26 protein-coding genes and 1 tRNA gene are annotated in these 21,819 nt (G+C 37.9%); 11 read left to right on the top strand and 16 right to left on the bottom strand.

The annotated features are described in order from the left end of the window. Positions 1 to 147: 147 nt before the first annotated feature. Together JI666_RS00790 and JI666_RS00785 are read left to right on the top strand one after the other, a co-directional pair. Entirely contained in the window at positions 148 to 978 is an 831-nt protein-coding gene (locus JI666_RS00790; protein ID WP_206887885.1) for a hypothetical protein, read from the top strand. A 12-nt stretch (positions 979 to 990) separates the two neighbouring features. Beyond that, on the top strand, positions 991 to 1,287 hold the full coding sequence (locus JI666_RS00785) for a DUF3892 domain-containing protein (protein ID WP_206887882.1): 297 nt from the start codon (positions 991 to 993) through the stop codon (positions 1,285 to 1,287). Between the two features lie 58 nt (positions 1,288 to 1,345). Here JI666_RS00785 and JI666_RS00780 read toward each other — a convergent pair. Next, positions 1,346 to 1,421 (bottom strand) — tRNA-Val (locus JI666_RS00780). Between the two features lie 294 nt (positions 1,422 to 1,715). After that, positions 1,716 to 2,270, bottom strand: coding sequence for a phosphatidylglycerophosphatase A family protein (locus JI666_RS00775; RefSeq protein ID WP_206887877.1), 555 nt, complete (start codon positions 2,268 to 2,270; stop codon positions 1,716 to 1,718). Positions 2,271 to 2,471: 201 nt separating this feature from the next. On the opposite strand from JI666_RS00775, the gene JI666_RS00770 reads away from it, so the two are divergent. From JI666_RS00770 to JI666_RS00755, 4 genes are all read left to right on the top strand, one after another. Next, the gene (locus tag JI666_RS00770) at positions 2,472 to 3,194 is read left to right on the top strand and encodes an alpha/beta hydrolase (protein WP_206887874.1); all 723 of its coding nucleotides are present in this window, start codon (positions 2,472 to 2,474) and stop codon (positions 3,192 to 3,194) included. 109 nt (positions 3,195 to 3,303) lie between these two features. Continuing rightward, entirely contained in the window at positions 3,304 to 3,819 is a 516-nt protein-coding gene (locus tag JI666_RS00765; protein WP_206887870.1) for a YjcG family protein, read from the top strand. Next, positions 3,819 to 4,241, top strand: a complete 423-nt coding sequence (locus JI666_RS00760) for a GNAT family N-acetyltransferase (RefSeq protein WP_206887868.1) — start codon at positions 3,819 to 3,821, stop codon at positions 4,239 to 4,241. The genes JI666_RS00765 and JI666_RS00760 overlap by 1 nt, the downstream gene beginning before the upstream one ends. A gap of 199 nt (positions 4,242 to 4,440) precedes the next feature. Further along, the gene (locus JI666_RS00755; protein ID WP_414635124.1) at positions 4,441 to 5,097 is read left to right on the top strand and encodes a DUF421 domain-containing protein; all 657 of its coding nucleotides are present in this window, start codon (positions 4,441 to 4,443) and stop codon (positions 5,095 to 5,097) included. Positions 5,098 to 5,130: 33 nt separating this feature from the next. Here the strand turns inward: JI666_RS00755 and JI666_RS00750 are convergent, their stop codons facing one another. The 3 genes from JI666_RS00750 to JI666_RS00740 form a co-directional block, all read right to left on the bottom strand. Continuing rightward, on the bottom strand, positions 5,131 to 5,382 hold the full coding sequence (locus tag JI666_RS00750) for a hypothetical protein (RefSeq protein ID WP_206887863.1): 252 nt from the start codon (positions 5,380 to 5,382) through the stop codon (positions 5,131 to 5,133). A gap of 82 nt (positions 5,383 to 5,464) precedes the next feature. Continuing rightward, complete coding sequence (locus tag JI666_RS00745) at positions 5,465 to 6,382, bottom strand: hypothetical protein (protein WP_206887860.1); 918 nt, start codon at positions 6,380 to 6,382, stop codon at positions 5,465 to 5,467. 108 nt (positions 6,383 to 6,490) lie between these two features. Next, a complete protein-coding gene (locus JI666_RS00740; protein WP_206887858.1) occupies positions 6,491 to 7,666 on the bottom strand; it encodes a BMQ_0737 family morphogenetic spore coat protein in 1,176 nt (391 codons plus the stop codon). Positions 7,667 to 7,863: 197 nt separating this feature from the next. Here JI666_RS00740 and JI666_RS00735 point away from each other — a divergent pair, with 197 nt between their 5' ends. Then, entirely contained in the window at positions 7,864 to 8,670 is an 807-nt protein-coding gene (locus JI666_RS00735) for a hypothetical protein (RefSeq protein ID WP_206887856.1), read from the top strand. A 310-nt stretch (positions 8,671 to 8,980) separates the two neighbouring features. Here the strand turns inward: JI666_RS00735 and JI666_RS00730 are convergent, their stop codons facing one another. From JI666_RS00730 to JI666_RS00695, 8 genes are all read right to left on the bottom strand, one after another. Then, positions 8,981 to 10,018: a glycosyltransferase family 4 protein gene (locus JI666_RS00730; RefSeq protein WP_206887854.1), complete on the bottom strand. Its 1,038-nt coding sequence runs from the start codon at positions 10,016 to 10,018 to the stop codon at positions 8,981 to 8,983. Continuing rightward, complete coding sequence (locus tag JI666_RS00725; protein ID WP_206887851.1) at positions 10,015 to 10,728, bottom strand: glycosyltransferase; 714 nt, start codon at positions 10,726 to 10,728, stop codon at positions 10,015 to 10,017. The genes JI666_RS00730 and JI666_RS00725 overlap by 4 nt, the downstream gene beginning before the upstream one ends. 13 nt (positions 10,729 to 10,741) lie before the next feature. Next, positions 10,742 to 11,653 carry an SDR family oxidoreductase gene (locus JI666_RS00720; RefSeq protein WP_206887847.1) on the bottom strand — a complete coding sequence of 304 codons (912 nt, stop codon included), beginning with the start codon at positions 11,651 to 11,653 and terminating at the stop codon, positions 10,742 to 10,744. Then, on the bottom strand, positions 11,650 to 12,477 hold the full coding sequence (locus tag JI666_RS00715) for a dTDP-4-dehydrorhamnose reductase family protein (protein WP_206887844.1): 828 nt from the start codon (positions 12,475 to 12,477) through the stop codon (positions 11,650 to 11,652). Before JI666_RS00715 ends, JI666_RS00720 begins: the two co-directional genes overlap by 4 nt. Continuing rightward, positions 12,474 to 13,463, bottom strand: coding sequence for a polysaccharide biosynthesis protein (locus JI666_RS00710; protein ID WP_206887841.1), 990 nt, complete (start codon positions 13,461 to 13,463; stop codon positions 12,474 to 12,476). Before JI666_RS00710 ends, JI666_RS00715 begins: the two co-directional genes overlap by 4 nt. Beyond that, positions 13,450 to 14,547, bottom strand: coding sequence for a non-hydrolyzing UDP-N-acetylglucosamine 2-epimerase (gene wecB, locus JI666_RS00705; RefSeq protein ID WP_206887838.1), 1,098 nt, complete (start codon positions 14,545 to 14,547; stop codon positions 13,450 to 13,452). The genes JI666_RS00710 and wecB overlap by 14 nt, the downstream gene beginning before the upstream one ends. A 141-nt stretch (positions 14,548 to 14,688) precedes the next feature. Continuing rightward, positions 14,689 to 15,453, bottom strand: a complete 765-nt coding sequence (locus JI666_RS00700) for a sulfotransferase domain-containing protein (RefSeq protein WP_286170563.1) — start codon at positions 15,451 to 15,453, stop codon at positions 14,689 to 14,691. Positions 15,454 to 15,472: 19 nt separating this feature from the next. Then, positions 15,473 to 16,246: a sulfotransferase domain-containing protein gene (locus JI666_RS00695; RefSeq protein ID WP_349769296.1), complete on the bottom strand. Its 774-nt coding sequence runs from the start codon at positions 16,244 to 16,246 to the stop codon at positions 15,473 to 15,475. Positions 16,247 to 16,432: 186 nt separating this feature from the next. On the opposite strand from JI666_RS00695, the gene JI666_RS00690 reads away from it, so the two are divergent. Continuing rightward, positions 16,433 to 17,506: a glycosyltransferase family 4 protein gene (locus JI666_RS00690; protein ID WP_206887830.1), complete on the top strand. Its 1,074-nt coding sequence runs from the start codon at positions 16,433 to 16,435 to the stop codon at positions 17,504 to 17,506. A 24-nt stretch (positions 17,507 to 17,530) separates the two neighbouring features. Here JI666_RS00690 and JI666_RS00685 read toward each other — a convergent pair whose 3' ends face one another. Continuing rightward, positions 17,531 to 18,328 (bottom strand): sulfotransferase domain-containing protein, encoded by a 798-nt coding sequence (locus JI666_RS00685; protein ID WP_206887827.1) that lies wholly within the window; start codon positions 18,326 to 18,328, stop codon positions 17,531 to 17,533. Positions 18,329 to 18,507: 179 nt separating this feature from the next. Between JI666_RS00685 and JI666_RS00680 the strand changes: the two genes are divergently transcribed. Next, positions 18,508 to 18,921 carry a hypothetical protein gene (locus JI666_RS00680; protein WP_206887824.1) on the top strand — a complete coding sequence of 138 codons (414 nt, stop codon included), beginning with the start codon at positions 18,508 to 18,510 and terminating at the stop codon, positions 18,919 to 18,921. A 36-nt stretch (positions 18,922 to 18,957) separates the two neighbouring features. Here the strand turns inward: JI666_RS00680 and JI666_RS00675 are convergent, their stop codons facing one another. Together JI666_RS00675 and JI666_RS00670 are read right to left on the bottom strand one after the other, a co-directional pair. Continuing rightward, the gene (locus tag JI666_RS00675) at positions 18,958 to 19,884 is read right to left on the bottom strand and encodes a glycosyltransferase (RefSeq protein ID WP_206887822.1); all 927 of its coding nucleotides are present in this window, start codon (positions 19,882 to 19,884) and stop codon (positions 18,958 to 18,960) included. 87 nt (positions 19,885 to 19,971) lie between these two features. Further along, entirely contained in the window at positions 19,972 to 20,181 is a 210-nt protein-coding gene (locus JI666_RS00670) for a hypothetical protein (protein WP_206887819.1), read from the bottom strand. A gap of 240 nt (positions 20,182 to 20,421) precedes the next feature. On the opposite strand from JI666_RS00670, the gene JI666_RS00665 reads away from it, so the two are divergent. After that, entirely contained in the window at positions 20,422 to 20,844 is a 423-nt protein-coding gene (locus tag JI666_RS00665) for a hypothetical protein (RefSeq protein WP_206887816.1), read from the top strand. A 144-nt stretch (positions 20,845 to 20,988) separates the two neighbouring features. Then, positions 20,989 to 21,774: a sulfotransferase domain-containing protein gene (locus JI666_RS00660; protein WP_206887813.1), complete on the top strand. Its 786-nt coding sequence runs from the start codon at positions 20,989 to 20,991 to the stop codon at positions 21,772 to 21,774. Positions 21,775 to 21,819 lie beyond the last annotated feature (45 nt).

Genomic DNA, 21,819 nt, shown 5'->3' with positions numbered 1-21,819 from the left:
AAAACCTGATGATTATTATGCAATATTTGAAATTTTCTCTTCCAATCACAATTCAATATTACTGAAACCTTCTTACACCTTAAATAAGAATAGAGAATGTACGGTTGTACAAAATAAGAATTGATTCTAAAACTAAGGGTGAGGAAAATGAAGCGACCAGCTTTTGCACTAGTTGTACTCTTACTTTTTGTAGTCCCCGTCCAAGGATATGCCAAAGAAAACGTTAGTCAATTGCTCCCAATCGATGATGAAATTAAGCTTCTTAACTGGAAGGAAGTAGATGAAATCATCCCACGTAAGTCCATTTTCACAATTGTTGATGTCGAAAGCGGCAAGTCTTTTCAAGTCCAAAGAAGAGCAGGCAGTCAGCATGCTGATATTCAGCCATTAACAAATAAGGATACGGAAGTAATGAAAGAAATATATCCAGAATGGAGTTGGAAGAGGAGAGCTGCCATTGTAGTCATGGATGGCCAAATGATAGCTGCATCCATGAATGGCATGCCACATGGAGCAGGTGCTTTGGACAATGGATTCAATGGGCATTTTTGTTTGCACTTCCTAAACAGTACTACTCATGGGTCATCTAGTCCTGATCCCGCACACAACTTAATGGTATTAAAAGCAGCAGGCAAAATAGATGAGTATCTAAATAAACAAAGCCCTTCAGAATTAGTGGATTCGCTTATGATTGCCATTAACAATACCGATACCTCGCTCTTACGTAAAATTGTTCCACATGAGCAGTTGGATCTACAAGCTCTATCTGGTATTTACGTCACTAATTGGAAGGTGATGAAAAATATACATTCGAAGAAAAACCTCTTTCACAATGAAGTTGTAGCCAAAGTCGAAATCTACATTGAAGAAAGCGGAACGATTACGACAGTCATAAACCTTCCTGCTAAACGGGATCCACTATCGAGTCGGTGGCGAGTTGATATATCAGCATTGCTTCAAATCGCTAATCAATCATAAGGAGATGAAAAGATGGACCGCTTTGACAAAGCTTATCAAGATTATCTAAGTAATGAACATAGAGAAATAACACCTATAGAGAATAAAGATGGCATGAGAATTACAGCAGTTCGAAAAAATGACGATGGTGATCTTATTGCGTTTCAAACAAATACTGGGGAAGAGCTTGATTATAAACAAGCGTTAGAAGCAGCGAAAAATGGAACACTATCAGGAGTTGACGTTTTTCAAAAATACGGACGAGATATTATTCGAAGCGAGCCAGATGGAACAAAAGAAAATAATCTGGATCATTTGCCGGAGTTTTAATTTTAGCAAAAAAGCGGCATCCCGAAATAATCGGAATACCGCTTGAAATAGTTATGTATGGTGATCCGTATTGGGCTCGAACCAACGACCTCTACCCTGTCAAGGTAGCGCTCTCCCAACTGAGCTAACGGATCAATTTAAGACATATATTAATATACCTGAGAGACTTAATTTCTGTCAATACTTTCTTATAATATAGTATGATAATGAGGCTGGGACAAAACTAAAATACATGAAGGAAATCGCGAATTTGAATGGTAAGAGTAAGACCTTAGCGTAGCCAACATACGTAGACTCCTGCGGGAACAGCACAGTATGTTGGCGAAGCGGTTGTTTCCTATCTGTAAATTACGAAAGACCCGATCTGATTCAAATGAATTGTTCGGGTCTTTCTCATGGTTATTTACTTATGTCCCAGCCTCATCTATTTAACCAATTCTTTCTTCCTTATCTCTCTTCTCGCGCTCTTCTTTATCAAGTGCTTCTTCACGATCTCTTAATCTATGAGCAAGGCGACTTGAAGCGTTCGCTGCGATACTAGCAATTAGGTCATCTAGGAAAGTATGAACGCCATTGCCTTCTTTCGTATCAAGCTTTTCGATGATACCAAACTTCTGTTTATCAAGGTGGCCAAACGTTGTAACGGCAATGCTACCATAGCCAAATACGGCACCAAGAGCAATCGTTTCATCTACGCCGAATAGTCCTTCATCCGTTTCAACAATGGATTGAAGCGGTTCTGAAAGCTTTCCTTGTTCAGCTAGCTTGTCCAGTTCAATTCCAACAAGCACCGCATGTTGAATTTCTCGTTTTGTTAGTACAGCTTCCACACTTTCTGTACAGTCAGCCATTGATAAATCTTCTACATAAGGGGATTGCATTTCAAATACAATCTCAGCAATATCTTCGATTGTAACGCCACGTTCTTTAATAAGGGCTTTCGCTGCTGCCTCTGTCTCTCTACTATGCACACGTTTCTTCATGATAAAACCCCTCTCTGTAAACACATAATACATCTATGTTAAAATCATTATATCACTTATGAAATTTGCATTGTCAAATAAAGTGAAAATTTCAAACCAAACATGTTAGCACGTTTTTATCAACTTATCCATCTTGTTTTATTGATCTAATGTGATTATAATTCACGTCAAATTTTCAACGACGATTCAGGAGGCAGTGACATGAACAGAGGTACATACAAAGATGAAACGATATACAGTGATTATCTAAAAGAAGAAATTCCATTTCAGGTCTACTTACCTTACAACTATTCACCGCTTTATAAATATTCCTTTCTTATCGCAAATGATGGTAGCGATTACTTTCAATTAGGCAGACTTGGTCGCACGGCTGATGAGCTAATTGAGAATGATGAGATTGAAGAACTAATTATTATAGGCATACCGTATAAGAGTGTTGAAGACCGTTGGAGAAAGTATCACCCCGATGGTGAGCAGAGTGATGATTACTTACGTTTTCTTGCGAATGAACTTGTTCCATATTTAGATAAGGAATATGCAACATATCATCTTGGATATGGAAGAGCCTTAATTGGTGATTCGCTCGCTGCAACAGTCGCATTACGGGCTGCACTTGATTACCCGCGTACATTTGGGAAAGCCATTCTTCATTCGCCATTCGTGAATGAGGAAATGATGGAGAAAGTGAAGAATTTCTCTGAACCCGAGCTAATAGACCTCTATCACATTATTGGAACGGAGGAAACGGAAGTCCCTACAACTGATGGTAAGACTAAGAACTTTATTGATCCAAATCGTGAGTTAAATCAGATTATTAACGATAAGGGTTTTGATTACTTTTATGATGAATTTGAGGGTGGCCATTTGTGGAAGAATTGGCAGCCAGACATGAAGCGTGCGCTTATGCACATGTTTAAACTGTAAGTATCTCTACCATTTCTTATTTTTGAATTTTTGGTATAATTATAAATGGAACATTATATGACTCGTCCATCTTTGACAATCGAGTACATCAACCAGGAGGGAATGGAATATGAAATACGGCATTGCAATTTTCCCATCGAAAAAACTACAAGACGTTGCTAACTCCTACCGTAAACGTTATGATCCGCATTATGCGCTCATTCCACCACACTTGACGCTCAGGGAAGGTTTTGAAGCAACAGAAGAAGAGATTCAGAAACTAACACCTGTTCTACACAAAATTTCTGACGAATCGAAACCTTTTTCATTGCATGTTTATAAAGTTGGATCTTTTAATCCTGTTAATAATGTCATTTACCTTAAAGTGAAGGATAACGAAGTGCTAGATGACTTACATCGACAGTTGAATCCTGAAGAAGCGTTGTCAGAGAGGGACTATAACTTCGTCCCTCACATAACAATCGCTCAAAACCTTTCGGATGATGAGCATTCAGACGTATATGGCAGTATGAAAATGAAAGAAGTAAATCATGAAGAATTGATTGATCGATTCCAGCTTTTGTACCAGCTTGAGAACGGAATGTGGACTGTTTTTGAAACGTTCCACCTCGGCAAAGTGCGCTAATGGTCATTAAGGTTGTTGAATCGAAAAAAGAGTTAGATGATGCCTTCAAAGTAAGGTATACCGTTTTTGTTGAAGAGCAAAACGTTCCGGCTGATCTTGAAATTGATGAGCATGAAAAAGATGCGATTCATTTCGTAGCTTATGATCATAGCACCCCAGTGGCTGCTGGTCGTATTAGAGTGTTGGATCAAAAGGCTAAAGTCGAACGCATTTGCGTGTTGAGATCGTATCGAAAGACAGGACTAGGCCAAGAGCTAATGAATACAATTGAAAAACAAGCAAAGAAATTGGAACTTTCCAAAACGAAGCTTAACGCTCAATTGACTGCGGTCGGGTTCTACAAGAAGCTTGGATATGAAACGGTTTCTGGAGAATTTATGGACGCAGGTATTCCTCACGTTACAATGACGAAAGAGCTATGACACTGGTGAATACCAGTGTCTTTTTTTATCGCTCTTTTTTAAACGATTTAAGCACCTTTTTGAATTGATTCAGTTTACATTCAAGTTTCTTGGTAATCAAAAAAAAACTGCTTCATAAGTATTTCACCTCTCTTTCGCACATGCTAAGGAAGCAAATTGAAACGGAGAAGGTGATCCTTTGAATATTGGATCGATAACCATGGAGCTGCTTGTGGGTTTCCTAGCATTACTCATATTAACTAAAGCTCTTGGAAAGACGCAGATAACACAAATCACACCGTTCGACTTTATTTCTTCCCTCGTTCTTGGTGAGCTTGTAGGAAATGCGATTTACGATAAGCATGTTAATATCTACTCCATCTTGTACGCTGTGTTTCTTTGGGGAGTGCTTATTTATTTCGTGGAATGGCTGACCCAGAAATTTCGCGGTACACGTTCTATTCTTGAAGGAAGTCCATCAATCATCATTCATGATGGAAAAATCATACGCGAACAGCTTAAGAAGAATAAACTCGATATTAACCAACTTCAAAATCTCCTAAGACAGAAAGATGTATTTTCGATGAGAGAAGTGGAGTTTGCCATACTCGAAACAAATGGAAGCATTAGTATCTTAAAGAAATCGGATTATCAAGAAGCTACTAAGCAGGACTTTAATCTTAAAGCGACTCGAGGGTATTTATCTGTGTCTATCATTTCCGATGGAAAAGTGGACTATGGAAATCTTAAAGAAGCTGGTTTAAATGAAGCGTGGCTTTATAAAACGTTAAAAGAACATCATATTGATCATCCTGAAGAAGTGCTGCTTCTTGAGTGGAAACAGGATGAAGGTGTGTACATACAGAAATTGGATTAAAAGAAAACAAAAAAAGAGCAGATTACTCTGCTCTTAAAACCAAGAAAAACCACCTTTGTCTTCTTTCTCTTCTGTTTCTCCTGCGACTTCATCTTTGTATTCTCTGTGACGATCGTCCTCACTATCTACATCATTAACGCCGAAATACCACCAAGGATCTTGACGTTGACCTCGCTCATCTCTTCCTCTGTGATCATCCTTATCATCTTGAATAATAACTTCATTTGCTTTAATAATCACTTTATCTACATGAATAACCTTTGGTTTTCGTTTCTTCTCAGACATGCTTTCCCCTCCCAGAATTATACTCCTCATACACTGTATCCTATGCAGGTTGACGGAGCTGGGTATGGGCACATTTTTTCTTTTAAAAACTAATAACAATTTGATTTGAAACCTTAATTCGATAGTTTTCTTTTTGGAAATACACAAATCCTTCAACGATAACAGGCTCTTTAAATTCAGACCTGATTGGAATTTGAAAACTCTTTATACCAATTTGCTCTCCTGGCACTAACGTAACGGGATGAAGTGGTGAGATCCAGATTTCACCTTTATCCTTTGCTTTTTCTAACCAGTCATGATCTGGAAATACCCATTGAACACCTTCCTTGTAGTCAAGTGAGCGTGTTTCAGCTTGTTCAATCGGATAGATTTTCCCTTTTAATACAGCCGTTTCAGTTGGTCGAAAACGGAAACATACTAGTGGATTGCGTAAATTCTTCTTTCCGCAGTTCTCAATATGCAAATCACCCCGTATAATGACGGAGTGTTTTTTATCCAGAATGAGTGACGTATTAAAATAGCTGATCGCATACAGATCATCTACGGTTTCATTTTGCTCTTCATCTTCATTTATAGGATGGTTCTCCTGATACTGAGCACGTTTTTCAAGATTTTTAATTCTGCCCTGATAATGCTGAAGGCGTTTATCTTTATCATTAATTTCAATTTGCATTGCCGCAAGAAGGTCTTCGTAACCTTTAATTTTCGCTTGAGATTCGGATCCGTTTTTTTGGAAGACAGTCTCTTGTTTTGCCTCTAATTCGGCCTGTAACAGTGCATGCTCACCGGTCTGTTTTTCGAGCTCCTTCTTAAGCATACTCAATTCTTCTTTTAAGTGAATAATGATATCATCATTTTCCTTGCTTGTTTCGATTTGCTTTTCAAGCGAAGAAATTTGATCATTAGCAAAAATGAGCTCTTTCTCAAGCTCCAATGACTTCTCCTGAAAGTATTTTGTACGTGTGATAAGACGAGAGTAGCTAAGCTTTTCTCCCTGCATTGTTCCTCCCCCTCCCTACCCGAAGCTCACCTGCTATTATATATGTATGAAAGGAATGTCTCTTTTCATAACAAAAAAGTGCAGGATACGTTCTCCTGCACTTTTCATTTATGGTTGCCTTTTGTACTTTAGGTCTTCAAAACTAATGCAATCGTCAACTGCTAGTTCGCCTTCTTCAACTTCAACTGTTCCAGAATTAAATACAACTTTGCCTCGACGATTCAATAAATGCACTTCGAACCATTGATCTTCTTCAGAGTCAACAACTGCTAATTTGAAATCAAGCTCTCGACCGCGATCGGTTTCTCCTGATCCTTCGATGATGAACTTCAATCCTTCGCCACACTCATGACACTCAAGCGTATCTTGATCGAAGCTAGTAGCTGTGAAAGTAAAGTCACGCTTTCCATCACTTGAGTCTGTATCATGGAAGTTGAGCTTCATTGAGCTACCATTCAGGCTACAATCATCACATATATTAACTTTTAATGTAACGTTACCTGATTCTTCATCAGAGTCCGTTTCACCACTTGCTTCCCCACTTAATGAGCAATCACAGTTTGGACGCGGGAAAATATCAGGACATTGTTCTGGGAATTCAATTGTCGGACATTCATCGATTAAGTCAGGTGCTATCAAGTCATTATCACGAGGTGAACAGAATTTAGCAAGCACTTCTAGCTTAACTTCAGCTTCAACTTGAATATCTACACAGAAGATAACTTCAAGATCAAATGATTGTGGAGCAGGACAGTTTAATAGCACAGTTCCTGAAGGAATTCGACAAACAATCTTCGTAATTCTGCAGTAAAGGTGAGTCCCGCTCGGGAAACAAAGGACAAATGATTCGAGCACAGATGCATTGCAATCTAAATGGGTAACGAGCTTCCCATGACGATCGACAACTTTAACTTTCACATCTGTCGTAAAGAGGAGATCAACTAGCTGAGCATCTGCGAACCCTCCTCCAGGAATAGGTACGCTAACATCTCTCTTCTCTCCAATTTGTTCACAGAAGAAATCATCTCCAGTGTGTTCGCTTCCTGTTAATGGGAACAATGGAGGCGCTTCAGGTGTATTGCATACAATACGAAGCGGACGTCGGCTGGGATCTTCCATGGCGCATTCGATCTCTTTAAGCTGCCTATCTGTAAATTCAATCGTCTTCTTTACAGAAAGCTGATCGGTCACCCAGTCGTATACTTTTTGAACGCGAATGCACTCGTCCTGCAAGCTATTAGCAGCTGTAGCTACGGTGCGTTTCTTATGTGGTTTGTGACCCATATCGTTCCTTCCTTTCTTTCACATTATAGGTTGATTCCCTACATATTATGGAGATAGCTAAGATTTGCAACTGTATAGGCTGCCCAAATTTTCTAAAAGTCTACTTGTGTCTTCTTTTCAACAATCAATATATAGGAATCTCTAGTGTTTTGACCGTTTGTTCAATTCAACTTCCATTATCAAGGAGTGGATAACTGATGATACCGATTTATTGGAAAAAGAAAAGAATACTTTCACTGCCTGAGGAAAAGAAAGTGGATCTCAGCTACATCTTGCCTTATTGGGGTCTATTGCTTGATGAAGAAACAAACGAAATTCTACCCGGTTTAGCAAATTGTGATGTTGTAATTCGAGGATTGAAACAGCAAGTAATCAGAGAAGTGTCTACTGCTCTTCAACACACTGGCGTATCCGTGTCTGGAGAAGAGCAAGAACAACATTTAAGTCTTTCTCTTACTGTCTCTTTTGAGGATATTCCTACTTCTCAAATCACCTTTACAATAATGAACATGACCTATAATATGAAACCTTTGCTAACGCAATCAGCTGATCTACAGAAAGCTATCCATAAGAGGATTTGGCTACCAGTTGAAAGCTCTTCCTATAATTTTGTCGTTCATCCTAGAGAGAAGCAGCACATTGTCGAGTGGCTGAGTTATATAATTATTCAATCTTTCCTCCGTTCTTCATTTCAACCAGTATCAGGTATCTCGATTATAGATTATGAAGAACTCGTATCAAGTGTACTTTTGGGGATTAACGCTGATTTTGCTCACTTTCTGCTAAACCCTAACAAGCAAGTAAAGGAGGAATGGCCTGAACCGCCGTCTGCTTTAACTTCTGCCTCAAAGAGCCGTAGCCTGATGAAAGAAGAGTATAACGAAGAATCTTTTAACCCATTTAAACCAAAAGATAACGATCATAAAGAGAAATTTAACCCTTTCAAGTTTCAGAACAACTCTAAACAAACATCAATCATCAAACCGTTCCATTATAAAAAATAACCATTATGACACTCCGTTCCTTCTTGTTGAATAAACTATTGTGTACCATTACACTCTTTGACAAGGAGGATCCTAGTGAAGAAAAAGGACATACAAGCTCTTTATAAACAAGCCAAGCGGCGTCCAAGAGGTCAATCCGCAAAACCTATACCAAAATCCGGCTGCAAATCCTGTGGAAAAGTAACATGGAAGCCCTCACAGGATTAATCCATTACTAGTACGGTTAAATGATTATTAATTAACAAAAAATATCACCTTTCGCATTGGAAGGTGATTGTTCTGCTGGTATTCTGATTTAATTATCATCTACTTAATTTTTAATCGTAACTAGTTTAGTAATCGCCTGTTCGAAAAGATTAACGCTTCTCGTCCAGGTCCATGCAGCAGCATCTTGTTCTCCCTGTTTAGCTAATTTTTCACGCAACTTAGGGTTATGGATGAGTCGCAAAATATCTTCTGAAAGTTTATTTTCGTACCTATATGAAGTGAGACAATTTTGTTCGTGCTTGCAATAATCGGCATTCCCACCTGCGTACGTTGTTGCAAGTGCAGCTCCGCATCGCATCGATTCAAGTCCAGGTAGTGAAGCTGTGTCGTAAGTTGATGAATTTACAAAGATATCTGATTGATTGTAGTGATAGCATAGTTCTGTATCGTCTGCTGGTGTATAGAACCTAAATTTCCCGTTTTTCTTCAGCTTTTGGAGATCAGATGAGCTAGCTAATTCGGCCGGAGGACAAAAGAGGTTGATTTGAATATGGTTATAGCGGTTTTTCACCATTTCAAGCTGTTGAATTAAGTAAGCCTGCTCTCTATGCCACGAAAAACCTCCTTCAGCCTTACGAATAACAGCAGATACCTCTAGTCGATCGTCTGGTTTCCTTATGTTCAAATTCTTAAACGAAGAGCTAACACCTACTGGTACAATTTCACCTGATATACCGTGGTTTAACTTAATTAAATCATGGTGCCATTTAGATAAAACAATCATGCGTGGCGTTACATGGTACGTAGGGAAAGTTATATGATTATCTGGCAAGAAAGCAGGCTCGTAGCATAGGCTAAAACGGACATGCACTCCTTTTCCATTTATGCTTGCCTGCTGAGCTTGAGGAACCGTTGAATAATAATTCGAGACAATTACATCACTAACAGGATAATCCGATTCGCTAATCATGCTGGACTTTGTCCTGACTAGTTTTGCTTTGATATTAAATTCAACATCGCCTTGAGGTGGCATGAGAATAATAACCTCATGTCCCTTATCAACAAGTCCGTTAGTCACTTCAGCAAGCATTCGCTGTGCACCACCTTTACAAAGCGTCAATATTGGAAATGTGAATTTCATGGTGAAGTCTCCCTTGAGATCAGATCCAATAGTGATTTTCTATGTCGATTTCGAACAAGCTTAATTTCTCTCGGAATATCAGCGGCATGCTTTTTGGTACCCATCTCTCCATGCACTCTATAAAACACAAGTGGTTCTTCAACGTAATGAAAATCATACTTTTGTACGACTCTAAGCCATAAATCATAATCTTGTGCATATTTAAGAGATTCATCAAACAATCCGACCTCTTGAAATATATTCATTTTCATCATAACTGTACAGCCATTAATAGGGCATCCAGCTCTCAACGTTTTGTAGAATTGAAGTCGACTTGGAAACGAAACACCTACATTACCGCCTTTAGGTTTATCATTTTCATCCATTAGAACATAATTTGAATAACTAACAGAAGCTTGATGTTGTTTCATAAAGTTCAATTGTTTCTCTACTTTGTCTGGCCTATACAAATCATCAGAACTCAACCAACTAAAATACTCACCTGTTGCTGCTCGAATACCGGTATTTAATGCACTCCCAGTGCCACCATTCCCCTTCTTGATATACCGAACTTTGTTCAAAAAAGGTGTTAGCTTCTCCTCGTTTACTTTCGATCCATCATTAACGACAATTACTTCAATATTTGTATACGTTTGCGCAAGTGCACAATTAATCGCTCGGTCCACGTAAGCGCAATTATAAAAAGGAATAATAATTGATACTTTTTCCACCGCTTTCCCCTCCTTATTGCTCAAGTGGACGATTTCTATAATAGTTCAACGTGTCGCTAAGTGATGAATGTAGTGATCGCGTTGAAGTCCAGCCTAGAGCTTTGATATCTTTAATGGTCATCTTAACTTTATTTTCGTTATTTCTGTTTTCTTTAGCTTCAACTGTGATGTTTATTTTGGTTAAGTTTTTCATATGGGTAACAATTTCTTCAAGTGAATGACTATTGCCTGACCCAATTTCATATACTTTCCCAATTTCTCCAGAATGCAATAATAAATCATATGCTGTAATAACATCTCTAACATCTAGAAAATCTCTTTGGATGGATAAATCATTCAAATAAAGTTTCCCGGCCATTTGCTGATTCTCTTCCATTTGAACGATTTTCCTAGCGATGACAGAGCAAACACCATTCGAATTACCAGGACCAATTAAATTGGAAGGTTTTGCCATGATTACATTCAGCTGATATAAACTAGCCCAGCTCTCTGCTATAATCATTTGCATCGATTTGCTAAGACTATAAGGATGCGGCGGGTGTCCATCCTGAATGAAGTCGTGTTGTAATGCGGATCCAGCAACCACTATTCGCGTATTGGGAGATTCTTTACGTATCGCTTCAAGAAGGTAGAGCGTGGATAGAACATTTGCTTCAATCGATTGATCAGGGTCCGCCCAGGATGCAGCAACTGAATTTAGTCCTGCAAGATGGAGGACAAAATCAGGTTGCTCTTTACTAATTAATGCAGTAACCTCACATTTATCAATAACATTACATTTACAGACTTTAACCCTTGTAAGATTAAAGTGATGTGTTCGTACGACCGCAATTACGTGAAAGCCCTTTTGTACGAAATGCTGACACGCATGCTGGCCAGTGAAACCTGATGCCCCCGTTATAAGAATAGTAGGTGCATTCTTCATTCATGATCAAGCCAGTTTTTCAGCTCAATCAACATCTCTTTGTAAGGAGGAACATGATAGTGAATGTCCGTTCTTGTATTTTTTATCGTGCGATCCAGTACAACTTCGTCATCAGGAACAATCACAACATCGTTTTTCTGAAAGACGTTCTGAATCGTAATTAATAGATCATGCTTTGAAATTTTCTTATCTGCTCCAAGATGATATAGTCCTACGATTTGTTCTTGTAGCAAGACGTCAATCGCTTTTGCTAGCTCAAGAGTTGTTACCCCATTCCAGAGCATTTTTTGATAGCCTTTAACCTCACCACTTTGGTCCATGAACCATTTAAACAATCCTATCCCATCTTCTTTTAGTTCAGGACCAATAATTGATGTTCGAATCGTAAGGTGACGATCACTGATCACCTCTCCTACTGCCTTTGATTTCGCATAGATGGAAGTGCCGTCCCTCATATCCGTCTCTGTGTAATCTCCCTTTTTGCCTGAAAAAACACAATCTGTACTAATGTGAACTAACTTTCCCCCATAACGCTCAGTTAGTTTAGAAATCTGATGAGGAAGAAGACTGTTTATTTTAAAAGCTGCTGCTTTATTCCGATTGGCGTTATCATTTAATAATCCAATCGCATTAATAACAACATCCGGTTTAAGATCATCAATTAGTTCTTCTAATTTGGATTGCATAAACACGTCCAAATAAAGACCATCAAGATCGTTTCGATCTCGTGAGGTATAAGCAACATCCCATTCCTTTTTTTCCTTAAAATACTTAACAATGACATGCCCGGCCATCCCTTTACCACCGAGGACGAGCATTTTCATGAGATAAACCCGCCCTTTTGTAACAATGTTTTCAGTTCCTGACGAGACATTAAGTTTTCACCAGAGTTATAGTTTTCTAGGTCTACAGGTTTAAAGGAAGCATAATATTCTTTTAGACCGTCAACTGAAATCGCCGGGAGAATGACGAAATATTCATGATCATAATAGACTGTGCTTTGGCTTTCATAATCAGAGAATAAAAGCTCGTGGAGTTTTTCCCCAGGGCGGATGCCAAGGACTTCGATGTCCACATTTTCTTTACCAGAATCTTCAATTAGAACTTTAGCAAGATCTACTATTTTGCAAGTAGGCATTTTCATTACAAAAATTTCGCCGCCCTTGCTTTCATAAGTTGCTTTAAATAGTAACTTAATGGCATCTTGTATCGTTAAAAAGAAGCGGGTCATGCGCATATCCGTTATCCCAATCTTACCCTTCTCTTCAATATGGTTTTTAAACACATGAATAACACTTCCATTCGTACCTAGAACATTTCCGCCTCTTACACAAACGAAAGTCGTGTTGGATCTTAAAACATTAGCATGAATGATAAGTCGTTCACCCATCGCCTTTGTAAATCCATAGAAATTAGAGGGGTTTGCTGCTTTATCAGTTGAAATATAAATAACTTTCTCAACATTATTTAAAATGGATGCATCGATCACATTTTGCGTTCCGATCACATTGGTTTTCATTGCCTCAAGCGGTTGATCCTCACAAACTGGTACATGTTTAAGAGCAGCAAGATGAAATACAAAGTCGACGTTTTTGGTTGCTTCTATTAGTGCTTCTTTTTCCTTAATGTCACCAATGATGAATTTTAATGTTTTATGCTGGTCAAACTCTCTTTTCATCGCTACCTGACTTGACTCGTTCCTTGAGAACACACGAATCTCTTTAGGCTGCTTGTCTACTAGCTGCTTCACAAGTTCATGTCCCCAAGAACCTGTGCCTCCGGTTACTAATATTGTTTTATTGTGGAACAATCGTTAACCCTCCCATTAGAAATTTAACTACCTTATCCGATACATCCTCATCTGTATAACCTACTGGAAATAACCACTGTGGTGATTGACTCACCATAACGCTGACAGATTGCAGAATGTGACTTGCATTTAATCCCGTGACAATATTGCTACCACAAGCGATTGTCTCTGGCCTTTCTGTCGTTCTTCGAATGGTCACAGTTGGTACATGAAATAAGCAACACTCTTCCTGTACAGTCCCGCTATCAGTCAACACACACCTAGCATTTTTCTCGAGCTTAACGAAATCAAAGAAACCAAATGGTTCATGAAATTCTACAAGAGAGTCCATCGTTAGATCAGCTCTCTGTTTAAGCTTCGATTGCGTCCTAGGATGAATACTACAAATCACTCTTTTGGAGTATGTTTGTGCAAGAAGGTTAAGGGCTTTGAGTATTTCTGATAAATGGTTCTCATTATCTACATTTTCTGCTCTGTGCGCTGTTACAAGGAAATAGGATTCTTTTGTTAGTTGTAATTTATCAAGTACCGTGCTTACAGCGATTTTATGATCATAGTGTTTCAAGACCTCATAAATCGGATTACCTGACACATAAATGCGGTTGCTAGCCATTCCTTCTTTTAGTAAGTTCTCTCTACTTTGTGGTGTATATGGGAGGTTAAATGTTGAAATTGCATCAATAACTCTTCTATTTTTCTCTTCTGGAACAGACCAATCGAAACAGCGATTCCCAGCCTCCATGTGGACTACAGGAATCCCCATTCTCTCAGCAAGGATAGCGCTAAGTGCACTATTTGTGTCGCCAAGTACAAGAACTTTATCCGGCTTTTCTTTCAAGAAGATCTTCTCAAGTTCTTTATACATCGTTGCTAATTGATTCCCTAGCGATTGTTGTTGATTGTTAAGGACATAATCAGGCTTTCTCACATCTAGTTCTTCAAAGAATACATTACTCAAGGTTTGAGTGAAATTTTGACCGGTATGCACAAGAACATGATGATCCGCTAATTGATCGAGCTTCTTAATAATTAGACTTAAGCGAATGATTTCTGGTCTTGTACCGAGTACAGTTACAATCTTCATCTTTCTCTCCTTTCACGAATCTCCTTGGACAGCTTACTGATAGATTATGTAAGTGAATTCAAGCATGATATGGTTTACTGTCCAAATATGGAACAAAGTGACATTCACCCGATAGAATGTCACTTTGTTATTGAAGGTCATTCATAGCCAGTCTTGATTTTTTTCGTATCCGTTCCGAATCAGCCATTTTCCTGCCACATTATTAAATGCACTTTTCAATTCATCATCAAATTCTTCTTTCCAATTTCCTATATGTCCATTACGAAAAGTTGGGGATGCAGATGGATCAAGATTTTTTTTCATCAATTGAATTAATACAGAATGGTATGAAGAAGGAAGATCTTCTTCCCATAAATAGGTGACAATTCGTATTAACTGACGATCCATTGATTCAGTCGAACTCATTAAATCCTCATACGTTACTGTTAACGTATGGTCATCTGACAGCCATCCTTCATACGAACTTGCCCATGTTGCAATGTCGGGATAAGATAAACCATCTTTCTCTACACCTTTTATCAGTGCCATGTACTTATCTTTTTGTGTAGTGGTTGGCTCAGAGAAAAAAAAATGAAGAGGATGAGCTGGATATTTGCTCTCTATAAAATAGGCAAAGGAGACAACGACATCACGGAGATCACGACTAATAAAGATATGTTTAATGGATGCGTCCGAAAGAGAATTTGACAATTCCTTTGAAAAGAAAAGGTGCCCTTGTCCAAAATGATTTGAATTGATTTGGTTAAGCTTCTCCATCAGAATGGTTGTCTTCTCCGGGTAAAATCTATCTTTTAAATCGTGAGATACCCCAGGAATACCTAATAATAGCTGCTTCATTAAATGTGTTCCGCTTTTTGGCATGGATGTCATTAGAAACGCAGAAAGTTGAGGTTTACTTTGCAACATTTTCACTAAACGTCCCTTCTTACCAAACATGATTTTTCTCATAACCTAATTGAATGAGTAAATCTCCGGCAACCTTTTTGAACGCTTCCTTTACCTCATCATCGAATTCTTCTCTCCAGCTACCTATGCTACCTTTACGGAAAGTTGGGGACTGTGAAGGGAGTATATTTGCTTCCATATGATTAATCATTTCATTTATAGATAGTGGATAGTTCAGTTCCTTTGTTAAGTATTGTGCAATATTCTTAAGACTCTTATGGCGCGATTGAGCTGACTCCATAAGTTCTTCATACGTCACAGTCAGAACTTCATTGTGATTGACCCAACCTCTGAAATCGTGAAAAAATTCAACTATATTACCATATTTTGTGTCTTTCGTTTTCACACCATTTATAAGAGATAAATAACAATCTTTTTGAGTTGTACCAGATTGAGTAAATAGAGGATAGAGAGGATGATCTGGAAGCTTACTTTTTATAAAGTAGGTTAAAGAGACGACAACGTCCCGAAGATCTCTAATAATGAAGACCTGCTTAATTTGATTATCTGACAACAATTTTGCCCATCGTTCAGAATAATAAATATGTCCCATTATGATTTCATTGTCTCTAAGTGTTTTCATTTTCTGTAAATGCTTATTATGATCTTTCTCTAGTCCTTCATAGATTACGTTTCCTGGAATGTGAAACGTTTCTGGAAGACCTAACAAAATTTGTTTTAGAAGATGTGTACCGCTTTTAGGAACAGAGTTTAAGAGGAACCCAGGAATTTTATTTTTTTCATTATTAAACACAGGCAATCAAAACAGTCTCCTTTCTACACAAGTTAAGATAGTATATGTTGTCCTTTTGTACCTGACTGGTCTTTATAACCAAATCAACAGCTTTTTCTTATTTTGGTGATTCCCCGGGCTAATACCAATCTACTTTTCTCACCTCACGTCATAAGCTATCACTAACGAACAAAAAGGAGCTTAGCTATGAAATTATTGTTTGTTTTTTATGTGCCAAGTGGAGGAGTTGAAACGTTAAACCGCCAGCGTTGCTTTGCACTCCAACAGCAAGGAATACAGTGTGAATTACTTTACCTTCAGGACGGGGAAGGAAAGAAGAATAATGTCAATACGCCTATCCATATAACAAATAAAGACTTTGAAATCAAAGCCATTTTAGAGAGAGGGCTGTTCGATGCAGTAATTGTTTGTTCAGATCACACTTTTCTACCTCGACTGAAAAAAATTGGTTACTCAGGGAAAATCATTTACGAAATTCAGGGACTTGGAACCAAGATTGAAGCAAATAAATGGTTGAGAAATGCACAAAATATTATTACTTTAAATGCTGACGCACTGCTATTTCCGCAAACATCACATCTCAAAGAACTTTGCATAAAGTATTTTCCCCACACTCCAAAATTCTGTTTCCATAATTGTTTTGACACCGAAAACTTTACTTACCTTGCTAGTCAAAAGGAAGAATCACCTATTATCGGGTGGGTAGGTCGTCTTGAGCTGAACAAGAATTGGCGTGGCTTTATTGAACTTGCGAACTTAATCTCTAAGCAGGATTCATCGATTCACTTTTGGATATTTGAAGATGCGACTCTTGCTTCTCCTAAAGAACGTAGGGAATTCCAGCTTCTTGTAGCAAGCTATGGGTTAACAAATAAATTAACCATTCGTTCAAATGTACCCCACTCCCAAATGGCCAACTATTATTCTAGAATTGGTGACTCAGGTGGTTTCCTATGCTCAACTTCGAAAGTAGAAGGGTTCGGTTACGCTATTGTTGAAGCACTTAGCTGCCGTTGCCCTGTACTGACCACCGATTCAGATGGTGTAAGAAGTTTCATAATGCACGAGCAAACAGGGCTTTTTTTCAATGAAGATCAATTAAATAAAGCAGTAAACCAAGCTTTTGTTCTTATGAAGAATAAATTGCTTAGAGAACGAATACGCTCTGCTGGACTCTCTTATGTACAAGAGCACTTAAGCCCACTCGTCTACTCTACCAATTTCGTACAAATGATGAATGATCTTGGAGTACAAAAATAAACACCTTGCCAAGGTGTTTTTTTGTTACCAATTATCATCTGTCTCATAACCGAGGTTCGTTAATAGTAAGTTTGACTTCGACTTAAATAGCTCCTTAAGTTCCTCATCAAATTCCCTCTTCCAACCGCTGATCTTGCCTGAACGAAAGGTAAATGATTTGCTAGTATTAATATTAGCTATCATATCATTCACAATCTGCTCCTTTAATTGATCTCGTAAAGCATGATCATACAAAAAGTCAAGTAGCTTTCCTAATGCTACTCTCCTTGACTTAGAGGATTCAACAAGTTGTTCAAAACGAATCTTGTGAACATCTTCCACATCCACCCAGCCATAAAAGCTCGAAATATATGTGTTGAAGTCTGGCCATAGTCCTGGCACTCCCTGAATGAGCATCCGTAGTCGATCTTTAACATCTGTTGTGGTTTGAAACTGATGATGTAGAGGGTGAAATAACCATTTCTCACCAATGAAATAAGCGAGTGAAACCAGGACATCTCTCGGGTCTCTGTAAAGAAACACATGCTTTATATTCGTTTGTTTAAGCAGTTCTTCATATTTACTGGAATAACGGATATGTCCCAACCCAAATTCGTTTTCTTTTAACAGGTTAAGTCTAGAGCGATGATCTTGATATAAGGATGCATAGTAAGAATCAGAAGCAAGAACTGCACCAAGAAAAAACTTCTTTGTCTCATCCTTAATATCCATCGAAACATCAGGTAGTCCATTTAAGAGTTGATGAAGCAAATGGGTCCCACTCTTAGGGACGGATGACATAAAAAAAGGTAACAATGAAGTAGAATTATTTTTATTAACCATCAAATAACCTCCAAACCTTCTACTTCACTATTATATGATTACCATCTATTAATGTACTGGACGAGCTTTTGTGCTATTTTATCATTTCCAAATCAAACGCATCATTTAGGGAGCTTGTCTATACAAAAATATGCCAATTCCATATCCTATCTTATTCTAATAAAGAAAGGAGAATTCTTTTGGCGAAACAAATTTTTGATTATAGCTCAAGTGTGCCAACCTCTTCAAGTGAGTCTCTGAATCGATCCATTCCTATGACCCCACAATCCATTAAACTTGCCTCTTTCGGACTCTTTGTACCTGATCAAGCTAACAAAGTTCAACTAAACGCTACAATTGGTTTAAAAGCGACAGCCTTAACACCTACGGTTTTGTTTACAATTTACAGAAATACAGGAGTTATATTTACCACACGAATCACTTTAGATGAAGGTCTGAATGATTTTCAAACTGTTTCATTTGAAGCAATTGAAACTAACGCACCGACAGGTTTTCACTCTTATTCCGTTAGAGCGGAGATTGATTCTTCCCTTCTCTTAGCTGACGCACAGGTTAATGGCCCAATTACTTTTAGCGGCTTTTCCATCGGGTAATCCAAAAGGCGTACCTGAATTGGTACGCCTTTTTCTTTAACTAATTATTTTTGTAATATGGGCAATCAGTTCCTGCGCCCTTATTTCTGTAGAATGTCTTTCTCGAATAAGCTCTTCTCCTCGTTTAGCTATTGTAATCCTCTCTTCCTCATTATCTAAGTAGTATTTTGCTTTTTCAGCGAAATTACTTTGATTAATTTCCACATACGTTTTGCCATCGATAAATCCTAGCTCCCTTAATTCTTCAGAACCTGAAGCTAGAAGGAGTGTTCCACATGCAAGAACTTCAAAATATTTCAGTAATGGAAAGTGATAGTTTGAGTCACAAGTGAAAAAGATTTTGGCATTGTTTAATTCTTTTGAGTAATCCACACCTACCTTATACCCCCTCTTACTATGGTCCATTGCATGATAACCTGGATGAGGAAAGTAAGTGAAATCAGGATGATTATGATACTTATTTAGAATCGCAACCCTTAATGGATAAAGTTCTTTATAAATAGCCCCAATCATTACATAATTATTGTCTCTACTTAAATGATGATTTTTGTATATAGAACGTGGAACATGATGAGGAAACCAAATCATTCGATTAATGTAGGCAGGATACCATTTCTCGAAAGCCGTACGATAATTAACAAAAATATGCTGAACATTCTCCCGTTTAATGAACCTTCTTCTTTGATGCATTTTATACTGTAAATCATGCATTATGAGGCCATATGGAATCCCGACCTCCTGTAATCCAGTGATTTCAGGACAATAGTCAGGCTTATAATCGTTCAAGAGGATAAAATCAGGTCTTTCGCCAATTTGGGAAACGATCTCGTTGATGTTTCCATCCATTGACCAAACTGTTAAATCGGTAAGCTTCTTTAATTCCTCTATCAAATAAACACTACTCTTCTCGATATGAAACGTATGATCTTTTGTAATAAATAGGAGCTTTACCCTCGCCATCATGAGAAATCCCTTCTTCTTTTAACTAATCCTTAGCTTTAAAGTAAAGAATTAAAAGAAAAACTCCAATAGAATTGGAGTTTCTACTTATTATTCATAATAGGCTACAAGGTTACGTAGAGGAACAGTAACTTCCCCGTCACCACCAGAACCAGGTTGGCTTACAACGACAAAGTCGCTACCTACGTTTATTATTGTGGCATTCATTAAGACCGTTTCTTCTCCACTGTTAATAAAACGCATTTCGGAGAATGTTTTTCCAATGTATCCTCGTAGCAAAACAAATAATTTACTTGCCATGAGATCGCTCCTTTCTTTAAAAAAATATAAAACAAGACTTATTACATTCTTATGTATTAATTTAATCAATGAATGGACAATCGTACTTGTTCATACAAAAAAAGTTAGAATACTTGTGAGCGAACGAACCATTTTAGCGCAAGATAGGTTTTTAACTATACCAATGGAGCCAAGCTTCAATATAGTGTATAAACCCCTTGCTGTGAAAATAGGGTAAATCTTTAACTAAGGAGGATGGCTGTGAGTCTTTTCAATCATGATTGGGAATGTTGTAAGAAAAAGTCTTATCGTTGCGATGATGAGTGGGAGTACTGCCACAAAAAGTCAAAGCATAAATGTGATGACGAATGGGAGTACGACAAAGAGTCGAAGCATAAGTGCGATGATGGGTGGGAGAAAGACAAAATGTCAAACCATAAATGTGAAGACAAGGGCAGCAATCACAAGTGTTGTGATAAAAAACCCGAAAATGGAGCAATGTCGGAGCAACTAAAAAAATTATCAACAGGAACAATAATAGACCTCGTTATGAGTGGTCAGGATTTCACTAATTTGAAATACGTTGCTATGGATTCAAATAGTTCAACTGCAACATTTCTTGATGGGAACTTCACTTTTATGGCGGACACTAAACAAATTCAAGCGATAAGAATCGTTAAATAAAGTTATTAACCTTACGAAGACTGGTTTGGATTACCATCGCAAGCCAAAACAGTCTTTTTTTTCTACTTCATAATTTTGATGTTAACTAACATAAGAATATGTATTTAAAAAACGTATTTATAGCCTTAAAGAAAGGTGAGATGGATGACTGAACCAAAACACTATGATCGCTTACCTCCCTTTTTAATGAGCTCCATTCCAAAAAGCGGCACCTATTTGCTCCATCAAATTCTTACAGGTCTCCCGGGCATTTCTTCTGATCGAACCCGCTCTAAACTATTTTTCACGAATTCCCTCTTGCCAGAAACATATATAGATGATCATAAAAACCGACTTTCTCAACTTCCAGAAAATGAGTTCGGCTTAGGACATATTCGGTATAGTTCAACCTATGCTCAACTACTTAAAGAACTGCAAATGAAACATGTTTTTATCTATCGAGATCCTAGAGATGTGTGTGTTTCATTGTCTTATTTTATTAAAGACAAATGGAAAACCCATCCACTTCATAATGACTTCAATACCCTATTTCAAACGAACAAACAACGACATCTAGGGATTATTAACGGTGTCCCTGGAAAGTGGCCAGGGTTTAATGCATACTTCCACCATTACTATGAATGGTTAAACCATGCGGAAACACACCATGTTTCATATGAAGAACTAGTGATTAACGAACAATCCAAAGAAAAAGCCATAATGAACATTATTGAATTTCTATGGGAAGGACTTACTCCCCCTATGTCTTATCGAGACATGTATTCACAAGTTGTTCAGAATATTAACCCCTCAACCTCCAATACTTTTCGTTCAGGGAAAATTGGTGGATGGAAACAAGAATTTGACAGTGAGATTAAGCTAGCATTCAAAGCAAACGCTAACCATCTTTTACTTAAATTCGGCTATGAAGCTACACCAAACTGGGAGTAACCGAACATCTTGCTCTGCAATCAAAGAAGACCACGTTTCAGCTAA

Origin of the sequence: Bacillus sp. NTK071 (genome assembly GCF_017303315.1) — a bacterium.
Classification (GTDB): domain Bacteria; phylum Bacillota; class Bacilli; order Bacillales; family Guptibacillaceae; genus Guptibacillus.
The sequence above is the reverse complement of the archived record's forward strand: the minus strand, read 5'-3'. Positions and strand labels throughout refer to the sequence as shown.